14 protein-coding genes, 2 tRNA genes, 1 other RNA gene and 3 pseudogenes are annotated in these 22,360 nt (G+C 64.1%); 9 read left to right on the top strand and 11 right to left on the bottom strand.

Annotated elements, in window-relative coordinates:
* Positions 1 to 4: 4 nt before the first annotated feature.
* Both GRI47_RS09010 and GRI47_RS09005 read left to right on the top strand, forming a co-directional pair.
* Positions 5 to 2,239, top strand: a complete 2,235-nt coding sequence (locus tag GRI47_RS09010) for a TonB-dependent receptor (RefSeq protein WP_237452655.1) — start codon at positions 5 to 7, stop codon at positions 2,237 to 2,239.
* Complete coding sequence (locus GRI47_RS09005) at positions 2,239 to 4,506, top strand: beta-glucosidase family protein (protein WP_160660919.1); 2,268 nt, start codon at positions 2,239 to 2,241, stop codon at positions 4,504 to 4,506. The genes GRI47_RS09010 and GRI47_RS09005 overlap by 1 nt, the downstream gene beginning before the upstream one ends.
* A 33-nt stretch (positions 4,507 to 4,539) precedes the next feature.
* Here GRI47_RS09005 and GRI47_RS09000 read toward each other — a convergent pair whose 3' ends face one another.
* The 6 genes and pseudogenes from GRI47_RS09000 to GRI47_RS08980 form a co-directional block, all read right to left on the bottom strand.
* A complete protein-coding gene (locus GRI47_RS09000; protein ID WP_160660918.1) occupies positions 4,540 to 5,487 on the bottom strand; it encodes an alpha/beta hydrolase-fold protein in 948 nt (315 codons plus the stop codon).
* Positions 5,488 to 5,683: 196 nt separating this feature from the next.
* A complete protein-coding gene (locus tag GRI47_RS08995; protein ID WP_160660917.1) occupies positions 5,684 to 6,163 on the bottom strand; it encodes a MarR family winged helix-turn-helix transcriptional regulator in 480 nt (159 codons plus the stop codon).
* A gap of 715 nt (positions 6,164 to 6,878) precedes the next feature.
* Complete coding sequence (locus tag GRI47_RS14985) at positions 6,879 to 7,667, bottom strand: cyclase family protein (protein ID WP_237452759.1); 789 nt, start codon at positions 7,665 to 7,667, stop codon at positions 6,879 to 6,881.
* Between the two features lie 213 nt (positions 7,668 to 7,880).
* Positions 7,881 to 8,996: pseudogene (locus GRI47_RS14980) on the bottom strand (fumarylacetoacetate hydrolase family protein); the annotation flags it as partial.
* Positions 8,989 to 10,269, bottom strand: a complete 1,281-nt coding sequence (locus tag GRI47_RS08985; protein WP_237452654.1) for a spinster family MFS transporter — start codon at positions 10,267 to 10,269, stop codon at positions 8,989 to 8,991. The pseudogene GRI47_RS14980 and the gene GRI47_RS08985, both read right to left, overlap by 8 nt.
* Positions 10,269 to 13,478: a CocE/NonD family hydrolase gene (locus GRI47_RS08980; protein ID WP_160660915.1), complete on the bottom strand. Its 3,210-nt coding sequence runs from the start codon at positions 13,476 to 13,478 to the stop codon at positions 10,269 to 10,271. Before GRI47_RS08980 ends, GRI47_RS08985 begins: the two co-directional genes overlap by 1 nt.
* A 228-nt stretch (positions 13,479 to 13,706) precedes the next feature.
* Between GRI47_RS08980 and GRI47_RS08975 the strand changes: the two genes are divergently transcribed.
* Positions 13,707 to 14,267, top strand: coding sequence for a TetR/AcrR family transcriptional regulator C-terminal ligand-binding domain-containing protein (locus tag GRI47_RS08975; RefSeq protein WP_202387219.1), 561 nt, complete (start codon positions 13,707 to 13,709; stop codon positions 14,265 to 14,267).
* A 318-nt stretch (positions 14,268 to 14,585) separates the two neighbouring features.
* Here GRI47_RS08975 and GRI47_RS08970 read toward each other — a convergent pair whose 3' ends face one another.
* On the bottom strand, positions 14,586 to 14,765 hold the full coding sequence (locus tag GRI47_RS08970) for a hypothetical protein (RefSeq protein WP_160660914.1): 180 nt from the start codon (positions 14,763 to 14,765) through the stop codon (positions 14,586 to 14,588).
* 47 nt (positions 14,766 to 14,812) lie between these two features.
* On the opposite strand from GRI47_RS08970, the pseudogene GRI47_RS15355 reads away from it, so the two are divergent.
* Positions 14,813 to 15,013 (top strand): annotated as a pseudogene (locus GRI47_RS15355) (DNA methyltransferase); the annotation flags it as partial.
* Between the two features lie 365 nt (positions 15,014 to 15,378).
* Here GRI47_RS15355 and GRI47_RS08960 read toward each other — a convergent pair.
* On the bottom strand, positions 15,379 to 16,137 hold the full coding sequence (locus tag GRI47_RS08960; RefSeq protein WP_160660913.1) for a DEAD/DEAH box helicase family protein: 759 nt from the start codon (positions 16,135 to 16,137) through the stop codon (positions 15,379 to 15,381).
* Positions 16,138 to 16,345: 208 nt separating this feature from the next.
* Between GRI47_RS08960 and GRI47_RS15350 the strand changes: the two are divergent.
* Positions 16,346 to 16,747 (top strand): annotated as a pseudogene (locus tag GRI47_RS15350) (MerR family transcriptional regulator); the annotation flags it as partial.
* A gap of 14 nt (positions 16,748 to 16,761) precedes the next feature.
* Positions 16,762 to 17,733, top strand: coding sequence for a tyrosine-type recombinase/integrase (locus GRI47_RS15260; RefSeq protein ID WP_202387218.1), 972 nt, complete (start codon positions 16,762 to 16,764; stop codon positions 17,731 to 17,733).
* A gap of 58 nt (positions 17,734 to 17,791) precedes the next feature.
* On the opposite strand, the gene GRI47_RS08945 is transcribed toward GRI47_RS15260, so the two are convergent.
* A tRNA-Thr gene (locus tag GRI47_RS08945) sits at positions 17,792 to 17,864 on the bottom strand.
* Positions 17,865 to 17,895: 31 nt separating this feature from the next.
* A tRNA-Cys gene (locus GRI47_RS08940) sits at positions 17,896 to 17,969 on the bottom strand.
* 183 nt (positions 17,970 to 18,152) lie between these two features.
* Between GRI47_RS08940 and GRI47_RS08935 the strand changes: the two genes are divergently transcribed.
* Positions 18,153 to 18,926: an acyl-CoA thioesterase gene (locus GRI47_RS08935; protein ID WP_337190667.1), complete on the top strand. Its 774-nt coding sequence runs from the start codon at positions 18,153 to 18,155 to the stop codon at positions 18,924 to 18,926.
* An 11-nt stretch (positions 18,927 to 18,937) separates the two neighbouring features.
* Here the strand turns inward: GRI47_RS08935 and rnpB are convergent.
* An RNA gene (rnpB, locus tag GRI47_RS08930) (RNase P RNA component class A) lies at positions 18,938 to 19,357 on the bottom strand.
* Positions 19,358 to 19,559: 202 nt separating this feature from the next.
* Here rnpB and GRI47_RS08925 point away from each other — a divergent pair.
* Both GRI47_RS08925 and GRI47_RS08920 read left to right on the top strand, forming a co-directional pair.
* On the top strand, positions 19,560 to 21,038 hold the full coding sequence (locus GRI47_RS08925; protein WP_237452653.1) for an efflux transporter outer membrane subunit: 1,479 nt from the start codon (positions 19,560 to 19,562) through the stop codon (positions 21,036 to 21,038).
* Positions 21,035 to 22,357 (top strand): efflux RND transporter periplasmic adaptor subunit, encoded by a 1,323-nt coding sequence (locus tag GRI47_RS08920; protein ID WP_160660908.1) that lies wholly within the window; start codon positions 21,035 to 21,037, stop codon positions 22,355 to 22,357. Before GRI47_RS08925 ends, GRI47_RS08920 begins: the two co-directional genes overlap by 4 nt.
* The last annotated feature ends 3 nt before the right edge of the window (positions 22,358 to 22,360 follow it).

Here is a 22,360-nt window from a genome sequence, read left to right as displayed (position 1 = left end):
GGCCATGAAACTTAAACACTTGAGCCTCGTTGCCTTCGCCAGCGTCATCCATCCTTCGATGGTTCTGGCGCAAACCACCAATGCCGCTCCCGCGGACGATCAGGACATGGCGGAGCCGCTGGATTCCGGTCTGATCATCGTCACGGCCAACCGGACACGCTCGGTCGCTGACGAGACCCCGGTGGCTCTCAGCGCGATTTCTGGGGAGGCCTTGCAGGAGCAGGGCATCACCAATCCCACCCAGCTCGAAAAGGCGGCGCCGAACCTCTCCATCGTGCGCGATAACGGGCTCCAGATCACGATCCGCGGGGTGACGTCCGATGACGACAGCGAAAAGGGCGATCCGTCCGCCGGCTTCCTCGTCAACGATATCTATATCGCACGCCCGCAGGCGCAGGAGGTCAGCTTCTTCGATGTCGAGCGGGTCGAGGTCCTGCGCGGCCCCCAGGGGACGCTTTACGGTCGCAATACGACCGCAGGTCTCATCAACGTCCTCAGCCGTCGGCCCGTCATGGACGAATTCTCCGGCACCGCCAGCCTGACATACGAGAGTTACGATCACATCGTGGCGAGCGGGGCGGTCAACATTCCCGTGGCTGACATCCTTGCCATCCGTGTGGCGGGCAATCTCGACCGAAGGGATTCCTACATCATCAACGGGACCAGTGACGGTTACGAGTACGATCCGTTCAAGAACAATCTGTCGGGCAGGGTCTCGCTCCGTTTCGAACCGGCCCCGGATGTGCGGATCGACGTCATCGGGGACTATTCGGATATCGGAGGGCGCACGATCAACGCCGTCCCGCTCGCCAATTTCTTCTCCGGCATCGTGCCGGGAACCCGCCCGACCTATCTCGACCCGGATGCCAAGGCGGCGCGCACCAACACTTTCCGCCAGGGCCAGGAGCCCATTCGCGATATCACCGACCGCGGCGTCACCGGACAATTCGAATGGAGTCCGGGCGATTTCACGCTGACCTATCTCGGCAGCTACCGGGAATTTCCCAACTCGCTGCAAACGACGCTGGTGGGAGGGCGCGTTCCTGCGACGCTGAGCGGGGAACAGTCCCAGCAAAGCCACGAATTGCGTCTGGCCTATTCCGATGGCGACCGGTTCGCAGCTCAATTCGGCGGCTATTTCTTCAGCGAGGAATCCTTCGTCAGGTTGACCCTGCTCAACCCGCAAGTGCTCGGGCTGCCAGCCTTCGCGACCAATTACGAATTCGTCCAAGGGCCGACCAAGGCGAAGAACAAGTCCGTTTTCGGTCAGGCGAGTTACGAGATCATCGACGATCTCACGGCAACGCTCGGCGCGCGCTATTCCTATGACGACAAATCCCGGATCGGCGAAACCGCCTTCGATACCAATCCCGCCGTCATGATCCCCGGCAATCGCATCGTCCTGCAAGTCAACGATGCGGCCGCCAGCTTCGACAAGGTGACCTGGCGCGTCGGCCTCGACTATGCGAGCCCGATCGGGTTGCTCTACAGTTATGTCGCGACGGGATACAAGGCGGGCGGATTCAACGATGGGTGCGAGATCGGCACGCAGCCGGGGTGCCGCTTCACGGCGGATGCACTGTATTACGAGCCGGAAACCCTGACCGCCTACGAACTCGGCTTCAAGCTCGCCAATGCCGACCGTTCGCTGCGCCTGAACGGCGCGCTCTTCCATTACGATTACAGCAATCTCCAGCTGTCGCAGACGAGCAATATCTGTGGCGCGCCCTGTCAGCTCACGCGCAACGCGGCGCTTGCGAAGATCGACGGGATCGAGCTGGAGGGCGTGTTCGTGCCCATGGCGGGACTGCGGCTCGAAGCCGGGGTCAATCTGCTCGATGCGCGCTATGACGATTTCCAGCCCGCTCCGGGCGTCGACTTCTCCGGGCGGAGTCTGTCGCGCAGCCCCGACCTGTCGGGTTATGTCGGTGCGTCCTATACGATCGCTGTGGGCGCCGATGGGGGACTCGAGGCATCGGTGCGCACGCAATTCAGCAGCGAATACGACCTCACCGATCTTGAACGGCTGATCGAGTTTTATCAGCCCGGTTATACCAAAACCGATATCACACTGACCTATCGCAACGACGCGAACGGCCTCACGGTGTCGGCGTTTGCCCGCAATCTCGAAAACGAGATCACGCTGACCAGCGCGGATTCGGGGATCGCCATCCCGTTCGGCAGCGCCACCTTCGCCGATCCGCGCACTTTCGGCGTCCGTGTGGGAGTGGATTTCTGATGGCCCGCCGGACCCTACATAGAGCTGCCTCGCGCATCACTCTCGCGATCCTCGCCTTGCCGCTCGCTGTCCCTCTGGCCGCTCAAGGCGATCCGAGTTCAGGGGAAGGGGGCGAGCCGGCGCAGGAGTGGACCCGATCGGACGAGTGGCGGGCGGCGGCGGCCAAGGCATCGGAGACGGCCGAACGCATGGAGGGCGCCGAGCGAGTGACCCTTACGAGGGGCTACCGCGCCATTCCGTTTCCCGGCCCTATCCCCGAAGAAGCCATTCCCGGTGCGGGCTATATTCCCGGTATCCCTCGGCTCGGCATCCCGCCGCTGCACGAAACGGACGGGCCGTTGGGTGTGACCTATATCGCGGGTCTCAGAGGTGATTTCGCCACCCCATTTCCCTCCAGTGTTGCGCAAGGCGCCAGTTTCGATCCCGCACTGATCGAACGGATGGGCCGGATTATCGGCAGCGAGGCGAGGGCCAAGGGGTTCGACATCCTCCTTGCCGGCGGGGCCAATCTGACGCGCGACCCGCGCAACGGCCGGACCTTCGAATATTTCTCCGAAGATCCTCTCCTGACCGGCAAGCTCGCCGGGGCATCGGTGCGAGGCATCCAGTCGAACCGGATCATATCCACCGTCAAGCACTTCGCGCTCAACGGTCAGGAAACCGGGCGGCGCTTCATCGACGTGCGGATCGGGCGCGATGCGGCGCGGGAAAGCGACCTGCTCGCCTTCGAAATCGCGCTGGAGGAAGGCGAGCCGGGCGCGATCATGTGCGCCTACAACAAGGTCAATGGCGAGAATGCCTGCGCCAGCGAATGGCTGCTGACCGAAATTCTGCGCGACGCCTGGGGCTATCCCGGTTTCGTGATGTCGGATTGGGGCGCCGTTCCCTCACTAAAGGCGGCGATCGCCGGGCTCGATCAGCAATCCGCCGCATCGCTCGACAAGGAAGTCTATTTCGAGGACCAACTGCTTGCCCGAGCGAATGCAGACCCCCGCTGGGATGCGCAGCTCGATGCGATGAACGAACGCATCCTCACGGCGGTCTATCGTTTGGGACTGGACAAGGACCCTGCCGAACCGGGCGGTGCGATCGACTACGAAGCCAATGCCGAGGCGTCCAAGGATGTCGCGACGGCGGGGATGGTGCTGCTGCGGAACGAGGGCGGAATTCTTCCCCTCGTGGAAGCGCCCAAGCGTATCCTGGTGGTCGGTGGCTACGCCGATGCCGGAGTCCTGTCAGGCGCGGGCTCCAGCCAGGCGCATGGCGAGGGGGGCGCCGCCATCATCCGCCCCTATGGCGATATCGGGCCGTATTCCCGCGTGCTGACGCAGCAATATCATCGATCGTCCCCGCTCAAGGCATTGCGCGAACGCTATCCCGAAGCGCGGATCGATTTTCGTGACGGGCGTTATGTCAGCGATGCCGCCGCGCTCGCAGCGCTGGCCGATGTCGTGATCGTTTTCGCGACCCAGTGGATGAGCGAGGGCTTCGACCTTCCCGACCTGTCCCTTCCCGATGGGCAGGACGCGCTGATCGCCGCCGTCGCCAAAGCCAATCCGCGCACCATCGTCGTCCTCGAAACGGGCGGCCCGGTCGCCATGCCCTGGCTCGCCGATAGCGCCGCCGTCCTCCAGGCATGGTATCCCGGCATACGGGGTGGCGAGGCGATAGCTGAGGTCATTGCGGGTGACGCCTATCCGGGCGGGCGCCTGCCGCTCAGCTTCCCCCGGTCGGCCGGGGACCTGCCCCGTCCCGAGATTCCCGGCGCTCTGGAGTTGGGCCTCGACTTCACCGGCAGCGAACCGAGTCCGGGTTACGAGCTGGTCGCCGATTACGAGGTGGAAGACGCCGAGATCGGCTATCGCTGGCTCGCCCGCACACAGGCGGAGGCGCTGTTTCCGTTCGGATTCGGATTGGGATACACCCGGTTTGCGTTTGACGATTTCACGCTCGACAGGGATCGCGCCTCCGTCCGCGTCAGCAATATCGGGCAGCGTCCCGGTGCCGCAGTGCCGCAGCTCTATCTGCTCTCGCGCAACGGGCAGCCGATGCGGCGCCTGGTGGGTTTCGCCAAGGCGGAACTCCCTGCCGGAGAGGCGCGCCAGCTCGATCTCGCAATCGACCAGCGCCTGCTCGCGGACAATCGCGATGGGGTCTGGACGATGCCGGAGGGCGAATACGAAATCGGGCTCGGCACCGATGCCGAGACGATCGTTGCGCGCAAGACCATCCGCCTGGAAGCGAAGCGCTGGCGCAATGGCGGCTGAAGCGACTTAGGGGTTCAAACCCGTGCGGGGGCGTCACCGCTCCCCGTTGGGTTCGAGCCGGTCGAATTCGTCCATCATGTCAGGAAGGACATCGCGCAAGGCCGCCTTCCAGCAGCCCCAGGTGTGTTCGCCTTCGCAATCGGCGATGCCTTCTCCCCTGCCGTAATCGGTGAGCGTGAACGGCACGCCTGCCTCGTTGAGAGCCATCGCCAGGCGATAGCTCGACGGTTCGATCGCCCCTTCGACATTGGTGGGGAAGGGGGCGTCGGGGTCGTTCGGACTATTGCCCGACCCAGTGTAGAGCGCCACCTTCATTCCTGCGAGGTTGCTCGGCGGAAAGCTGGTGCTCGCGACCGGGTCGGCTTCTGTCCAGACCGCATCGGCCGCGACCGGCAGTGGCGAGCCGACGCCGAACGGGCCATCGGTCGGCTTTCCATCCGCCTTCTCGGTCACGTAGATGACCCGCTGCTGCTGCGGGTTCAGCATATTCAGCGCGCCCGAAAAACTGGCGACGAAGGCGAAATTCTCGGGATAGCGCGCTGCGTAGCGCAAGGCACCGTATCCACCCATAGAAAGGCCCGCGATGGCTCTGCCCCGCTTGTCGGCGATGGTCTTGAAGTTTTGATCGATGAACGGGACAATCTGCTCCATGTGGAAGGTCTGCCAGTTCAGCGGCCCGACATCGCCGGGAAACGCCCAATCGGTATACCAGCCCCCGTTTCCGCCGTCCGGCATCACGACGATCAGATCGCTATCCGCAGTCGTTTCGACCACGCCGCCCTTTTCGCTCCAGTCTGAGGAGGTCGCGGGGTTGGCGGGATTGCTTCCGCCGTGGAGGAGATAGAGGACAGGGTATCGGCGCGGATCGGCTGGATCGTAATTGGCTGGAAGCAGGACCCGGATCTTCAGGTCACCTCGGACGGCATCGGTCTGGATACGAAGCTCCACCATACGATCGTCGATCCGGGTTTGCTCCAGCACACGGATTCCGGTTGGGGATTGCACGGCTTTGGCGTGTGCGATCGCGGGCGACGGCGCGCTCAGACAAAATGAGGCGAGCACCACACTCGCCAGGATCATATTTCGCGCCATCGAACTCTCTCCCGCTTCTCTCGAGAGCTACATTCGATGATTTATCTTCATAGTCAAACTATTTCGGTCGCGTCCAGGCGCGATATTAGCGCATGGTCTTGCGCAGATCTTCGGTTCCGATGGCTGAGGCCTGATAATAGGCTTCGAGGAAACGGACCGCGATCTGGCGGTCTTCCTTCGAAAATCCCTTCACGACCCCGCTCCCGCCCTTGATCGTGTTCAGATAGGGCGCGATGAATTCGTCGGCCTTGTCGGGCGCTATGGTGATCCAGACCTTGCGGCGATCGTCTTCGTCCCGCGTGCGCACGACGAGCTTGTTCTTCAGCAATCGCCCGACCAGCGCCGTCACCGATCCGCTCGTCAGCGCGAGGCTCGTGCCCAGTTCGCCGGCGGTCATCGGGCCGGTCAGAAAGAGCTGTTCCATCGCCCTCACTTCCGTGACGCCGAGCCCGTGATGGCGCGCCGTTATCGTCGCACGTTCCAAAAGGTGCGAGGCAAGTCCCCGTGTGAGGCGAGCGACCTGCAGGTGCTCTTCATCCATGTGCAATCGGGCGGGCTGATCCATCCTTCCGATCTAGAAGAGAGCGCCCGATGCATGCAAGCTGTTCGCACTCGCTTACACCGCCTTTGCAATTTGCGGTCGGACAGAAGGAGGTGGAGCACTTCCCGTATCAGCCGGGCCTAGCTCCTTCAAAAATGGCGGGCGTCCGGCTTGGTATTTCGGCGATACGCAGGGTGACCACGGGCCGAGCCTTTATCGGCGGACCCAGTTCGAGAACACCAGGGCCTTCCTGCCGTCCGCAGACGACGGCACCGCGCTCGAATTCGGTCTTTTCCAATATTGGCTGCAAGCCGGCTGGTGCGTTGACGTAGGTTTATGAAGCAATGGCAGACCTGACCTTGAAATAGATAAGCCGCCGATGACCTGGCCGGGATGGTGGTCTGCGAAGGGAAGCTGGCATTCCGCAAGCTATTCTTCCGTGCTCCCCCCAAGTTCGCTCGGCGGGAGCGCAGCGAAACGGACTTTGGTCAGCGGCAACTATGCTCCCCGATTGCGGTCATGCAATCTGGTTCGAGTCTTGCCTGAAAACCGACCGCCGTTACGAAGGTCTGGTCCCGAGCCGTGCGCCCTTGGCCCTGTCAAATGGCGGTCAATCTCTTCGATCAGGTGGGTCACTTTCGCTGCGAGTGTCTGGCCGATTTGGCTTTGCACACAAGAGTGCTGACCAATAAATCGCCGTTATTGGGGGTTGGGCTCGTGCCGGAAAAAAGGTTCGTCTTCACTCATCGAAAACGGCGACGACGCGACTCCAGCCAGCACTGGCGCCGCGGATCTTCACCGGGAAGCACAATACCTCGAATCCCACCGGAGGCAGTTGCTCGAGCCCGCCCAGCTTTTCGAGCTGGCAGTAACCGATATCGCGCCCAGCCTTGTGGCCCTCCCACACGATCGAGGCGTCCCCGGTTTCGGCATAGCGCTTCGCGGTGTGGACGAAGGGCGCATCCCAGGACCACGCATCGGTGCCGACGACCCGGACACCCTGACGCGTGAGGTGGAGGGTGGCTTCGCGGCCGAAGCCGCAGCCGCGCGACACGAAGCCGGGCTGGCCATAGGCGGCGCCGGCGCTGGTGTTCATCAAGACGATGTCGAGCGGGCGCAGTTCGTGGCCGATCCGTTCGAGCTCGGCGTCGATTTCGTCTGTGGAGACGACATGGCCATCGGGCAGATCGCGAAAGTCGAGCTTGACGCCCCGCTGCCAGCACCATTCGAGCGGGATCTCGTCGATCGTCATCGACGGCCGCTCGCCGCCGGGCAGTTCGCGGTCCTGCACCGAATGATAATGCCAGGGTGCGTCCATATGGGTGCCGTTGTGCGTGGACAGCCGCACGCGTTCGACCGCCCAGCCTTCGCCGTCGGGCAGCTGGTCGGCGGTCAACCCCTCGAAGAACCGCGCCAGCATCGGGGCGGTGTTGTCATGCGTGTGATAGGTCACTTCCGGCTCGTTGCCGGGCGGGTCCGATTCCACGCCGTTCTCGATGGGGATCGAAAGGTCGATCAGCCTGCGCATCGCTCTATGCTCCCTTCCTAGTTTCTCACCGGGCCCGGCCATTTCGGCGCAGGTAACACGCTCGCCGTGGCTTCGCCGAACCCTATCGTCCGATAACCGCTCCGCTCCGCGCGCGCGTGCAGCGTCACGCTGTCGCCATCGGCAAGCCAGTCGTGCTCCTGCGGAAGCGGTTGCGATGCGCTCGATGAGACAGGCGGCGGCTTCGTATTCCGGGCCGGAAGCCGTTCCGCTGCCGATGAGATTGCCGACCGACAGCGAGCAACCGTTGCTGGCATGGTGTGCGACCATCTGGGCAGGCGTCCAGTACATATGGCGGAAATTCGTCCGGCACAGATCGCGCCGGTTCCCCACCGCATCGACGCGCCACGCTTCCATGGCGAGATCGATGCCGCCGCTTGCGCGGTCCCGCTCGTCGTAGAGATGGGCAGGGACGGCGGGATCGCTCGGAGGGCGGGCGAAGGCGGGCGCGCGGAAGGGCGCCAGCGCGTCTGCGGTGACGACCCAGGGCGATAGGGTGGTGGCGATGCTCTTGCCCAGGAACGGCCCGAGCATCGTTTCCCAGAACTGAATGCCGCGTGCCGACCAGTCGTTGAGCAGGCAGAAGCCGACAATGCGCTGCTCCGCCTGCTCGACCGAGATCGGCGTTCCGGGCGGGTTCGGTTCCCCCCCGATCCATATGCCCAGCTCGAGCTCGTAATCGAGCCGCGGTTCCGGGCCGAAGCGCGGTTCGCCGCCATCGTGTTGCGGCTGCCAGGTCCCATTGGGCCGGGTCACCGGATGGCCCGAAATCTGGACCGAACCCGCGCGCCCGTCATAGCCGATCGGGATCGTGCGGAAAGCCGGCGGACAGATCGGCTGGCCATGCGCATCGTTGCCGCGCCGCCGACCGATATGGAAGGTGGACGCACACATGTCGGTGAAAGCGGTCACCGGAACGGGCAAATGCAGCGTCGCTGCGTTCATCGGAACCAGCGCCGATCCCACCGTGGCAGCATCGGCGAAGCGTTCGTCGAGCACCTTTGCCACCGTCCGGCGCAGTGCGGTCATTGCGGGACGACCGAGCCGGAAGAGCTCGGCCAGATCCTCGCATTTGGCCGCCTGGCGGACATCGGCTGCGCATTCGTCGAACAGGCCGAGGCGATCCGCGGTGGCGAGATCCAGTATCCGGTCGCCGATCGCCACGCCGATGCGCCTGCCGCGCCCCTGGGTGCTGAAGACGCCGAAGGGCAGGTTCTGAATCGGGAATTCCGCGCCATCCACGTTAGCCGCGGCGACATGACTCAGCCGCGCAGGATCGTGCGTGACGTCGAGCAGGGGCGAACTATTCATCTTCGCGCCAGGCCCGGCGCAGCCACGCGCCACCGATCCACAGGAGAACACCGCCGGCCGCGTAGAACGACAGGCCGGTCAGCAGCGCGGACTGCAAGCCGGTCGCCGGATCGTCCGGCGCGAACCGGGTGCTGAGCCAGCCAAGCGTGGAGGTGCCCGCGCCGATACCGATCATGTTGATGATGAGCAGCATCGATGCGCTGGCGGTCGCGCGCATCCGCGGCTCGACCAATTGCTGCGTCGCGGTCATCACCGGGGCGAACCACGAGAACGTCATCGCCTGCGGGATGAGGAATGCGAGGAAAGCCACGCGCCAGTCGTCCGACAGCATTCCCACCGCGTAGAGCGGGGTGGCGAGGATGAAACCCGCCGCAGGTACGCGGGCGTAGGCGGCCCGGTCGCGCCGTCCGAACCGGTCGGCCAGGAAACCGCCGCCATAGGTCCCCGCGACGCCGCCGATGAGGACCAGGCCGCCGAAGAACCACGAGGTCTGCAGCAGGTCGAGTTCGAAGCTGCGCTGCATCAGCGCCGGAAGCCAGAAGGCGAGGCCGTAATTGGCCATCGATGCGATCGCGGTGCCCGATGCGATAAGCCAGAAGGAGGGCATCCTCGCCAGGATGCCCCAGGTCGTGAGCAGCATTTTCGGCTCGATCCGGTGCGCCGCGGTGTCCGCTCCACGAGGAGGTTCGGGTACCAGCAGGCGGAACAGCGGAGTGAGGGCGATGCCGATGATCCCAAGGGCGATGAAGACGACCCGCCAACTGAACGTGTGCGCGATGAAGCCACCGAACAGCGCGCCGATCGCCGCCCCTAGGGGGATGGCCAGCGTGAACACGCCGATCGCGCGCGCCCGGCGTTCGGGTGGGAAATGCGCCGCGACCAGCGCGTAGGACGGAGCCGCGCCGCCCGCCTCGCCGACCCCCACGCCGAGCCGGGCCAGCAGCAATTGGGGAAAGTTCGCCGCCAACCCGCACAGGCCGGTAAATATGCTCCACGCCGCCAGGCTGACGGCGACGACCTTGGCCGGTCCCTTCTGGTCGGCGATCACCGCGAAGGGGATCGCCAGCACCGAATAGAGCGCGGCGAAGGCGATCCCGCCCATGAGGCCCAGCTGCGTATCGGTCAGCTGGAGATCCGCCTGGATCTGCTGGGACAGGATGCCCACCACCTGCCGGTCGATGATGTTGAGAGTGTAGGTCACCGTCAGCATCGTCAGGATTACCCAACCGGGCCGGTTGGTTGCGGCGCGGGCGGGCGTCCCCGGCATCTTCATCAGAAGTCCACCCGTGCGCGCAGCCCGTAGGTGCGGGGTGGCAGGATATTCGCGGCGAAATAGTTGAAGCCGTTGGGGGCCGCGAACGGTATCGAGCTGCCGCCGGTATAGACGGCGGTATCGGTGATGTTGTTCATGAACGCCGTCAGGGAGAAATTGCCGCTGGCCGGGCGATATTCGAGCGCTGCGTTGTAGGTCTGGTATGCATCGTCCCGGCCGTTGGGCACGTAATCGATGCTGAGCCAGCGACTGCTGGCGAACACCATGTCACCCGTCAGACGCAGATCGCCCGCTCCGCCGAGTTCGAAGACGTGTTCGGCACTCGCGCTGCCCGACCAGCGCGGGGTGCGCGGAAGCGGCAGCCCGGAACAGTCGATATTGAAGAACCCGCCGCCCGTCGCGGTCGGAGTGCAGCGGCTGCCCCCGGCAGCGGCGTAGGAGCCGATCCCGAACTGGGAGTTGCTGAAATCGTCATAGCGCGAATGATTGTATTCGACTGCCAGCCGCACGGTATCGAGAGGCGTCGGCTTCACCGTCAGGTCCGTCGACAGACCGCGGATCGTCGCATTGCCGACATTGCGGGTCAGCAGGGTGGTCACCCCGCACCCGTCCTGGCCGATATAGCTGGTCTGCTGGTCCTTGTACTTCCACTGATACGCTTCGATGTTGAGCTGAACCTTGTTGTCGGCAAAGCGATTGCGCGAGCCCAAGGTGAGGGCCTCGACGGTTTCGGGGCTGAATTCCTCGGCCCCGCACGAGATCGTCAGGCTGAAACCGCCACCCTTGAAGCCCGTCACATAGGTCGCATAGAGCATCGACTGCGGAGCCGCGTCGAATTCCAGACCGGCCTTGAAATTGGTCCGGCGGAACTTGAGCGGGTCCACGGTGACAATCGGGCGGGTCGAGGTGAACGGCACCAGGGGCAGCGCGCTGTCGCCCTGCTGGTATCGGCCTTCCACCTGCTCGGCAGTATAGCGGATCCCGCCGATCGCGCGCAGGCGCGGCGTCACGCTCACCGTCGCCTGGGCAAACGCAGCCCACGCCGACGGTTGCAGCAGCAATTCGGTGCCGGAGCGCCGCGCGGCGTTGAACGCCGAATATTGCAAGTCGCTATTCTCGTCGAAATAATAGACCCCGGCGACCCATTTCAACGCCGCCGTATCGTTGCCCAGCCGCGCTTCGAGCGTTGTCTCCTCGTCCTTCAGCTTTTCGTAGAAGCGAAACCGGCTGGTATACGACGCGAACTCCTGGTTCTGGTGCCGATATGCCGGGATCACCGTCAGCGTCGCGAAGCCGAGATCGGCGTTCAGTTCCGCGCTGATGCCCTTGGTGTCGCTGCGGATGAAACGATCGTCGGGCGCGGTGTAGGGGGCGGTGTTGGGCCCGAACAGGAACGGGTAGGCGAGCGGTGTCTGGGTGATGTCGCGCCAGGGATCGAAATTCGTCGGCTCGGCTCCGTTCTCCTTGACGACCACGCCCGATCCCTGCCCGCGCACTGCCGAGATGTCGGCCGAGATCAGCAGTGACACGAAATCGCTGGGCTCCCAAAGCAGCTTGGCGCGGGCGGCCTTGGTTTTTTCATCCTGTCCGCCATTGGAGGTGTAGCCGCTGCGATCGACGATCTGGCCGGCGATCCGCAACGCCGCGTTTTCGCCCAGCGGCGCATTAAGAGCGCCGTTGAACGATTGCAGGCCGAGATTGCCGACCGAACCTCCGAAATATCCCGACATTTCGCCGATTTCGGGATTGTTGGTGATGATGTTGATCGCTCCGCCGGAGGCGTTGCGGCCATACAGCGTGCCTTGCGGGCCTTTGAGGATTTCGAGCCGGGCGACGTCGAACATCAGGGGGCCGACCTGAGTGGTGCGCGCGATGTAGACATTGTCGATGTTGAACGCGACGGCGCTCTGGCTGCGGCTGTTTTGCGCCGGATCGAACAGCCGCAGAGTGAGAAAGAGATCGGCATCGGTAGTGGACGATGAAATCCACAATTTCGCCGCCACCGGGCCGGTGACCTCGAACGCGTCGTCCTGGGGCGGATAGACGAAGGTCAGCCCGCTGCTTTCCAGCGCGTCATATGTGGCCTCGCCCGAATCCGAAGGCTCGGTGCGCGACAGGCTTTCCGCCTCCGCATCGAGGTAGAAGGGCGTCCATTCGGTCTGAGGCAACGGCCAGTCCTCGGCCCTGCGTTCGACGAATTTCTCGCCCGGATGGCGCACCTGCAGCAGCACGCGCGGCTGGTCGGACCAAGTGTCGCGCCCCTTGAGATAATGGTCGAAGAAGCGGAGCTGCATTTCGCGACCGTAATCGGTGTAGAAGGTCGTCCAGTGCTCGTAGCCATGCGCTTCGAGAAACTTCTCGGACGAGGCGGCCTGCCCGAACGCTTCGAAATTGCCGCGCCCGTGGAGGCCTTGGCCAGCCCAGTTCGCGGCCGAGAGGAAGGGCACGGTGACCTTGCTCCAGTCGACCGAACGGTCGAGGTGAAACGCGTCCTCGAGCTCGTGCCGTCGGATCTCTTCGGCGAAATCGATGCGGTTCGCGGCGAGTTCCTCGTCGCTCAACGTAATGTCGCCGCTGACGGGGCCGCCGTTCAACTCACTGACGAGACCACGCTCGCCCAGGCCATGCTGGACGCGCCAGATCTGGCGCGGCGCAAGGGTCGCCCAGAATGTCGAAAGCATCCCGCCGTGGCGCGTCTGATCGCGGTAGAAATCGGCCGCGCCCTCCCAGGCGCAGACCGCCGCCAGATGACGCGGCTGGCGCGCCGCGACCAGCCATTGGGTGATCGCATAATAGGAGATGCCGTTGAGGCCGACCTTGCCGTCCGACCAGTCCTGGACGCCCGCCCATTCGATGCACGCGGCATAATCGTCGATCTCGCGCGGCGAGAAGGGATTGAGGTACCCAGGCGACTGGCCCGAGCCGCGCGCATCGACGCGCAGGCACACATAGCCTTCCGGCACCCATTTTTCGGGATCGACCGTCTCCCACACGTGAAAGCGGCCCGAGCTGCCTTCGAGAACTTCGGGCCAGGCGGTCGTCAGGGCGTTGAACTGGGTCGGCCAGCCTTGGCTGAACGACAGGTTCTTGCCGTAAGGCCCATGCGTCATGATGACCGGGTGGCGCCCGGTTCCGTTCGGACGGAACACGTCCGCGCGCAGCACCACTCCGTCGTCCATCGGGATGGGCACATCCCATTCGATGGTCATGTCCGGCAAAATCTCAACGCGATGCTCGCCCATCCCATCCCCATCCCGAACGTTGCTTAACGCAATCAATCTTGCGTTAAGTGCGCCCACCTTTAACGCAAGTCAACTGGCTTTAAGAATTATTTTGTCGCGGCTGGGATGACATCGGCTATGATGGGCAGAGTGACGAAGAAGGGGGAAGCGAAGGCCGCGCCGAAGGCCAGACGTACCGGGGGGCGGAGCGCCCGCGTGCGGGCAGCCGTTCTCGCGGCTACCGTCGAGGAGTTGAAGATCGCGGGCCATCACGGACTGTCGATCGCAGCAGTCGCCGCGCGCGCGGGGGTTGCTGAAACCTCGATCTACCGCCGTTGGAAAACTGTCGAGGGCTTGGTGGCCGAAGCGCGGTTTGCGCTTTTCAGCGAGAACATAGCGGTCCCCGACCGGGGCTCGTTGCGCGCGGACCTGATCGCCTTCCTCTCGGCCACCGGGCGTTTCCTGCAGACACCGCTTGGTTGGGCAGTCATCACCTCGAGCATCGCCACGCCGAGTTCGCCGAGCTACCTGCGCGAGGTTCACGGCTTGTGGAACAAGCGCTTCCTGGAACTGCAACCGATCTTCGCCCGCGCGGTGGAGCGGGGCGACTGGCCGGAAACGCGCGATGCTCAGGTGGCGATCGAAACGTTGATCGGCGGGATCTATTTTCGCGCGCTGGTCATGCGCCAGAAGGTACGACGCTCAGACGTGAGCGCGATCGTCGATCTCGTCCTGAACCACGCCGAAACGACCGATGGCCAAGGCGGGCCCCGATAGCGCGATGCGACGTCCTCGCGCTGCGCAATGGACGGTCAGAGGTTCCGGCAAGTCCCCAAATATTTGCCGCAGCCAGTCTTGCAGAGCTGACCAGCGGTATCTGCTCACCCGGAAACATGCTGACGCCAGTCGGCGATGGGATCGGATCACGCGACGTCCCGCCTGTCATCTCATTTGCCGCTTCCCAGTAGAATCGCGCTGAACTCGGCCCGGCGTTGGGCAACCAGTAGAGCATGACGTCGTCGATCAGATGATCGAGCGGGATCACCCGTTCAGAATCCCCATCGCTGTCGGATACAGCCCGGAACAGGCGGAAATTCAGCTCACCAAACCGATGGACACGTCCGCGAGCGCGAAGGCGACCGACCGCAGACGGTTCATCTGCGCCTTCATGTAGGCCCAGCATCCCCGATCGTGCCGGGAGACATCGTCGAGCATACGCCGCTCCTGCTCCGTCGCGTCCGCTACTTCCTCCAGAGTCGGCGCGAACATGACCACGTCGAGGTGGATGCCGACATCGCCCAGCGTATGGCAACGATCATCCAGCGCCGTTCCCAGTCGCGCTTCCTGCCCAAGCCCTCAGAGCGACAGGTGCGAAGCGAGTCCTCGACCCCTTCTTCGGATCAGGCTCGACTGGCGTCGCGGCCAAGCTCTCAGGTCATGTGGAGAGCTTCGTTGGCATCGACCTCGACCCTGCCTTCTATGAGAGTGCTGAGAAGCGCAACGCGAAAGTGAGTATAAACTAGGTAGGGTTCTTGAATAACGCGGCACCGCGCCCCATTTTTTGCCTGTCCGAAGCGCTCAATCCGTTCAGCTTCGACAGGAAAGAGCTTCAACTCGTCGATTCTTTCGTAATCTAATCCGCACTCCGAGTGCGCTTTACGAGAGTTTAGCGATGAAGCGATTTGAAGCCATTTCCCGTATTGTCGAAACATTCGTCTCGAACGGGCATCCCCATCACGCGCTAATTGCTTTGGCGCTGCTTCTCGTCATCCCAGTGATTGCTCTGTGGGTCGTTTGTGGCTGAGGGGTTAGTGCCCTTGTCTAAATAGGCGATGGGCCTTCACCCTTACGAGCCGTGGAAGGCGCACGATATGAAACACGCCCATAGCTACGTTTCGTACGAATTGCTGTCTTGGCACCGAGACAAGTCGGCAGAGATAGCCCGGTAATCTGCCCGCTGTAGCCACGTATCGACCACATCGGCCACCAGACGGCTTTCGCCCATGACTTCGCCAAGCTGGCCTTCGTGATAATCACCGGCGACCGTCGAGACGCTGGACAGGTCGGGATGGGATGGCGCGAACACGCGGAACGGCGACAGGAACTTCGCGTCGATCAAATCCTGCATCGAAACCGGACGAACAAGGTCCTGCCAATCATCAGCCATGCCTCGCGCCCACGGCGTTGCCGACAAACCGATGAACACCGTGTCAGGCTCCGAACGCATCCACTCACGAATGGCTTTGAACTGGAGGTGGCACTCGTCCACGACCACAATGTCAGCCTTCGGTCGATCGCGACGGGCCAACGATTGCACGCTGGCAATCTGGACCGGCTGACTGGCATCGGTGCGAACGTGGTTCGCCTGGATCACACCGAGACGATGGATTCCTTCCGCCTCGAATGCGTCAACGGTCTGGTCAACGAGGCTAATGGCGGGAACGGTGAAACACACCCGATTGCCCTTGTCTCGCGCTCCGGTGACGATCTGCGATGCGACGAAGGTCTTTCCCGCACCGGTCGGAAGCTGGAGAACGACGCGCTTATTGCCTTTCCCAAGTGATTGGCGAAGCTGGCCTAGTGCTTCGATCTGGTGAGGGCGGGGGGTTTTGCGAACGGTGGCAGGGGCGAACAGGTCGAGCTTCACAACCCACCCCCGATCCGGTTCCGAACCGGGTTAGCCTGCGGGGAATTGTCATTGCCAATCGACTGGCTAAGGCAAGGCTTGAACGTATATATATACCGTGGGTCATGGTGAGGGGAATTAATCGAACTGTGTGAAGCCGCCCTGCAATCCCCTACCGATAGAGAGGGGGATAGGCTGGAATGGCGACCAATCGAAAGCGCGCCAAAAGATGGGACGGAAGTTGACCTGTGGCTATCCTCCGGCGAACGAATTTCAGATGCCTATTGGCGGTGTGCTGCTTCTCGGGCAGGTTGGCTCGCGCCCTCTATGGAATACGGCGATATTGGTCCGGTTGAATGTGGCGGAGTTAAAGCCACCCACTGGATGCCTCTTCCCGAAGCACCCGCCCACCTCTCCCGGTCTATCGTGGGAGAGGGGGAGTGATTACCGTGTCTGGGCGATACCCTTCGGGTCCGGGAGGTGTTCAATGACAGCACAGCCTAAACCATTCTCGCCAGAGACCCTCGCCGAAAGATGGGGTTGCTCGGCTGAGAAAGTGCGCGGTATGTACCGATCGGGCGAGCTGCCCGGTTTCCGTCTCGGCAAGCTCATTCGCATTCCTGCAAACGAGGTCGAGCGGTACGAGTGTCAGATTACACCCTCACTCGACACCGTGGAAAATGGGCCGTCACCTATCGAGACGAAGGCGGAACGCGCCGACGCATCACGACTGGCAAGGCTGACGAACGCGAAGCCGAGCCTATCGGGCGCGAGATATGGCAACGACTCACCGCAGCGCGAAGCGAACGGGTAGAGGACCTATGGCCCGCCTATGTCCGCGACCGCAAAGCCGATGGAGTTCTAACCGACCGCTTCGGGCCAATCTGGGCCGGGCTCGCGCCGCATTTCGGGAAACGCATCGGCAGCGAGATAACGCGGGAGGATTGCCGCGCCTACCACCAAGTGCGCAAGCGCAAGGGCTATGCGGCCAGTTCGATAGCGACCGAGTTGGCATTGTTACGCGCTTGCCTGCGATGGCGCTACGGGGCCGGTGCGCCGAACCTATGGGTTCCTCCAGCTTCACCGCCGCGCGACCATTGGCTGACGAAGGAGCAAGTCAGGGAATTGCTCGCCGCGACCGATACACCGCATGTCCGGCTATTCATCCGCTTGGCAGCTTCGACCGGGGCGAGGGCGAGCGCGATACTGGATCTGGAGTGGCATCGCGTGGATTTCGATTCGGGTACGATCGACTATCGGCCCGCCGGACGCGAGGTAACGAACAAGCGGCGCACCATAGTGCCGATGAACGCGGGCCTGCGCGCCGAATTAGAACGGGCCTACGCAGGCAGACTGACGGATCATGTGATCGAGTTCGGCGGGAAGCCGGTCGGATCAGTGAAGAAAGCCTTCCAGCGATTGACTGCCAAAACAGGCATCAAGGTTTCGCCGCACGTCCTGCGACACACCTGCGCGGTTTGGATGGCGCACGACGGCGTTCCGATGTCGGAAATAGCGCAGTACCTGGGCCACACAAAGACGGCGATCACCGAAGCGTATTATGCCCGATATTCGCCAGATTACATGCGCCGCGCGAGTGCCGCGACGGAGTTCTAAAGTACGCCTGTACCAAAGGGGTCGGGCTGTACCTCACTGAAAATGGCGGAAACGGCGGTGCCGCTTACGTGACTCGAACACGTGACCCCATCATTACGAATGATGTGCTCTACCAACTGAGCTAAAGCGGCATTCCGGTCCGGCGTGTGCCGGGAAAAATCGTGGAGGCCCGAGCCGGAATCGAACCGGCGTGCAAGGATTTGCAGTCCTCTGCGTAACCACTCCGCCATCGGGCCTCGTCCCGTGCCGTTTGCCGCATCTTGCGAAGCGGGCGCGCGACAGGGAAGCGGCCACCTAGCGAAAGGCGCGCGGCAAGGCAATCGCCTGTTTGCCGGTTTTTGTGCCGATCCGCCGATCGCCTGTTCGGCATCGCCCGCGCTGGACCTACACTTATCCGTTGCTATGGCGGGAGCATGGCCATGTCCGATCTGCTCGCACCGATCACCGCGCAAGGCGGTTCCTGCTCGCTTCCCGATGCCGAGGACTGGATGCAGGGGCGTACGCTTTACGGCGGCGCCTCCGCGCTGATCGCCTATACGGCGGCGATCCGCGCCTTTCCCGACCTGCCGCCGCTGCGCGCTGGCCAGATCGCCTTCGTCGCGCCTTCGTCGGGCGAGGTCGATCTGCGGCGCGAGGTCGTGCGGCAGGGGCGCAACGTCACCCAGGTCCGCAGCGAGATCTGGTGCGAGGGGCAGTGCACGCTGACGGCGTTCTGGCTGTTCGGCACCGCGCGCGAGCCCAATGCGGTCCACCCGGCGGAAACACTTGCCGACTGGCCGGGCGGACCGGACGAGAATGAGACGGTCCTCGCCGACAAGGGGCCGGCCTTCATCCGCAACAATTTCGAATTGCGGCGGGCGCAGGACCAGCGTGGGCCGGGCGAGCCGGTGGTGCAGCGCTGGGCGCGAGTTACGAATCGCCAGGGACTCGATCCGGTGTCCGAGCTTATCCTGCTCGGCGACGTGCTGCCGCCGGGCGCGATGCGCGCGATGCAGCGTCCGGGGCCGCTCAGTTCGATCAACTGGTCCTTCAACCTGCTTGACCCTGAACCGAGCACGCAGGACGGCTGGTGGCTCTCCCGCAATGCGAGCCAGCACGCCGATGGCGGGTATTCGAGCGAGAGATTGCGGCTGTGGAACACACAGGGGCGGCAGGTGCTCGACGGGATGCAGTGCGCCGCGATCTTCGGATGACGCGCGGGTAAGGTGCCAGGGGGCCTGTAAGCCGGGTTCTGTGTCCGCAGACGGTATCCGACGGGCGGACCGTATCTGCGGCGGCAGCCATTCGTCTGGGCCGCGGATCGCTCCGCGGCTCAAGCAGCCAACCCGGGCGGTCGCAGCGCGAGCCAGGGGCGAAACACCCCTGCCGGACAAGCCGGCGCGCCGCCCCTATTCGGCCTTGCTCCGGGTGGGGTTTACCATGCGAGCCGCGTTGCCGAAGCCCCGGTGCGCTCTTACCGCACCCTTTCACCCTTGCCTGTGCCGACATGAAGCCGGCCATCGGCGGTATGCTCTCTGTGGCACTTTCCCTAGAGTTGCCTCTGGCGGGCGTTACCCGCCACCCTCGTTTCGTGGAGCCCGGACTTTCCTCGACGTCGTAACGCCGCGGCTGCCCGGCCCCCTGGCAGGCGCGCGATAGGCGATCGCGACCGTTCCGCCAAGATGTCTCCGAGGGCGGCGAAAATGCGCATTTTATCGAACCGAATGGCCTGCTCGCAGAGGAAAGGGAGATTCCTTGCGACAAATGGGATCGGTAACGAACGGGTTAAGGCTTGCGCAAGCCGCGCGGGATTGAGAGAAAGGGCTCGAATTGGGGGGCACGTTCGTTTGACGAAGGGGGCAGGCAGGTTTTGCCGCATCGGTACGCTGGCGTTCACCGCGCTGGCCGGCTGTGCGATTTTAGGCGGCTGCGCGACTTTGGGCGGCGCGCGTAACCTCGAGGTCGAGGAGGCGGGCGTTGCGGTCCCCCCCGATTGGGCCTTTTCCGAAGCGGCGGCGGTCCCTGTGGATCTGTCCGAATACTGGACCGCGCTGGGCGATCCGTTGCTTGACAGTTTCGTGCGTCAGGCGATCGTCGAGAATCGGGACATCGCGTTGGGGATCGCGCGGCTCGACCAGGCGCGCGCCGGATTGAGGCTGGCGCGGGCGGGCTATCTGCCCAGCGTTTCGGGCAGGGCGGGGGTCAGCCGCGATGTCGGCGATTTCGCGCGCGAAGAATTCGATCTCAGCGTGGGCGCGGATGTCGCGTGGGAAGCGGACCTTTTCGGGCGCATCTCGCGCCAGGTCGATGCCAGCCGCGCCGACCTGGCCGGGGCGGGCTATTCGCTGGCGGACGTGCAGCGCTTGATCGTGGGCCAGGTCGCGATCCAGACCGTGCAGGCCCGCGCGTTTGCCGAACAGCTCGCCATCGCGCGCTCCACCTTGGTGTTCCAGGACGACAATCTCCAGCTCGCGCGCTGGCGCAATCAGGCGGGGCTGGTCTCCAGCCTCGACGTCGAGCAGGCGCGGGCCCAGCGGGCGCAGACCGCCGCCACGATCCCGCTTCTCGAAAGCAATCTCGTCGCCAGCGCCAATGCGATCGCCACGCTGATCGGCGAGGCGCCGGGGCGGACTTTTGAGGCGTTGACCGAGAGCGAGCCGCAGCCAGTGCCGATCCCGCCCGCCGCGTCCGGCTTCGCCGCGCCCGCCGAAGTCTTGCGCCAGCGCCCGGACCTGCGCGCCGCGGAAGCGGACCTGATCGCCGCTGCGGCCCGCATCAGCGTGGCGCGTACCGATCTGCTGCCCGCAGCGCGGATCAGCGGGACGATCGCCACGGGCGCGACCTCGCTCGGCGGGTTGTTCGATATCATCACCGGCAATCTGTTCGCAGGGCTTACCCAGCTGATCTTCGACGGCGGGCGGACGGGGGCTCGGATCGACAGTGCGGAGGCGGCGGCGCGCGCTTCGCTCGCCTCTTACGAGCGGACGGTGCTTTCGGCGCTCGAAGAGGTCGAGACCGCCGCCGTCGATCAGCGCACTGCCGACGAGCGGGTGGCGATCACCGAAGAAGCCCTCGATGCGGCGAACAATTCCGCTTTCCTCGCGCGCAATCAGTACGAAGCGGGCCTGACCGATTTTCAGCGCCTGCTGGTGGTCGAAAACCAGCTCCTGTCCGCGCGCAACCAATTGGTGAGTGCGCAGGCGGACCGGGCCACCGCCTTCATCCGCCTGACTCAGGCGCTGGGCGGCGGCTGGCGCGCGAGCGATTACGATTTTCCCCTGCCCGCAACCTATGCGGCACCAGGCCAAGCTAGGACAGCCGAATGAGCGATCCCGAAACCGCGACCCCGCCCGCGAGCGTGTCTCCCGAGCAGGACATCGAGAGCTATCTCGACACGGGCAAGCCGCGCAAATGGTACAAGCGCAAGCGGGTCTGGGCGGGCATCATCCTATTGATCCTGCTCCTGTTCGCCCTCTCGCGCTGCATGGGCGAGGATCCGAAACCCAATTACGTCACCGCCGAGGTCGCGTCGCGCTCGCTCGATCTGACCGTGACGGCGACGGGCAATCTGCGCCCGACCAATCAGGTCGAGGTGGGATCGGAAATTTCCGGGCGGATCGACCGCATTCTGGTCGATGTGAACGATCAGGTGGTGCGGGGCCAGGTGCTGGCCGTCATCAACACCGACGTGATTCAGGACCAGATCGACCAGAACCGCGCCAGCCTCAACGCCGCGCGCGCCCAGATCGCGCAGGCACAGGCGACGTTGTCGGCAGACAGCGCCCAGCTCGAACGCCTGCGCGAGGTCGAGCGCCTGTCGGGCGGGCGCGTTCCTTCCGATGCGGAACTGGAGCAGGCGATCGCCGCCGTCAGGCGCGGCCAGGCGGCGGTGGCATCGGCCCGCGCCAATGCGTCTGCGGTCGAAGCGCAGCTTTCGACCGCGCAGACCCAGTCGCAGCGCGCCGTGATCCGCGCGCCGGTTTCGGGCGTGGTGCTCGCCCGCCAGGTCGAGCCGGGCCAGACGGTCGCCGCCAGCTTCAACACGCCGACCCTGTTCGTGATCGCCGAGAATCTCGCGACCATGCAGTTGCGGGTCAATCTGGACGAGGCCGATGTCGGCCAGGTCGAAGAGGGCCAGCGTGCGGCCTTCACGGTCGATGCCTATCCGGGGCGGCGCTTCCCCGCGCTGGTCGAAAGAGTCGATCTCGCCTCCAACACGGTCGCCCAGACCCAGCAGCAGCAAAGCGCGCAGCAGGGCCAGTCCGTCGTCAGCTACGAAGCGCGCCTGACGGTCGACAATCCGCAGGGGCTGTTGCGGCCCGGCATGACCGCGACCGCCACGATCGCGACGCAGAGCACCGGCAACCGCCTGCTCGTCCCCAACGCCGCGCTGCGCTTCGAGCCCGAGAGCGAGGACGAAGGCGGCGGCATCTTCGGCAATCCGAATATCGGGCTCAATCAGGAAACCGAAGCCGGCATCGGGATCGGTAGCCGCCAGACGGTCTATGTCGTGGAAAGCGACGGCTCCCTGCGGGGAATCGAGGTCGTCACCGGGCAGAGCGACGGGCGCTTCACCGTGGTCGCATCGGAGGAATTGAAGCGCGGCATGAAGGTCGTCACCGGCATAGCGGCGGGGCCGCAGTGAGGG

It is taken from the genome of Qipengyuania pelagi, from assembly GCF_009827295.1.
Classification (GTDB): Bacteria; Pseudomonadota; Alphaproteobacteria; order Sphingomonadales; family Sphingomonadaceae; genus Qipengyuania; species Qipengyuania pelagi.
This window is presented reverse-complemented; position numbering and strand designations above follow the sequence as displayed.

Coding starts and splice junctions, on each gene's coding strand:
- GRI47_RS14985 (WP_237452759.1), bottom strand. CDS start 7,667: ATGCGCAGGCTGATCGACCTTTCGATCCCCATCGAGAACGGCGTGGAA.
- GRI47_RS09005 (WP_160660919.1), top strand. CDS start 2,239: ATGGCCCGCCGGACCCTACATAGAGCTGCCTCGCGCATCACTCTCGCG.
- GRI47_RS09010 (WP_237452655.1), top strand. CDS start 5: ATGAAACTTAAACACTTGAGCCTCGTTGCCTTCGCCAGCGTCATCCAT.
- GRI47_RS08995 (WP_160660917.1), bottom strand. CDS start 6,163: ATGGATCAGCCCGCCCGATTGCACATGGATGAAGAGCACCTGCAGGTC.
- GRI47_RS08920 (WP_160660908.1), top strand. CDS start 21,035: ATGAGCGATCCCGAAACCGCGACCCCGCCCGCGAGCGTGTCTCCCGAG.
- GRI47_RS08985 (WP_237452654.1), bottom strand. CDS start 10,269: ATGAAGATGCCGGGGACGCCCGCCCGCGCCGCAACCAACCGGCCCGGT.
- GRI47_RS08935 (WP_337190667.1), top strand. CDS start 18,153: ATGTCCGATCTGCTCGCACCGATCACCGCGCAAGGCGGTTCCTGCTCG.
- GRI47_RS08980 (WP_160660915.1), bottom strand. CDS start 13,478: ATGACCATCGAATGGGATGTGCCCATCCCGATGGACGACGGAGTGGTG.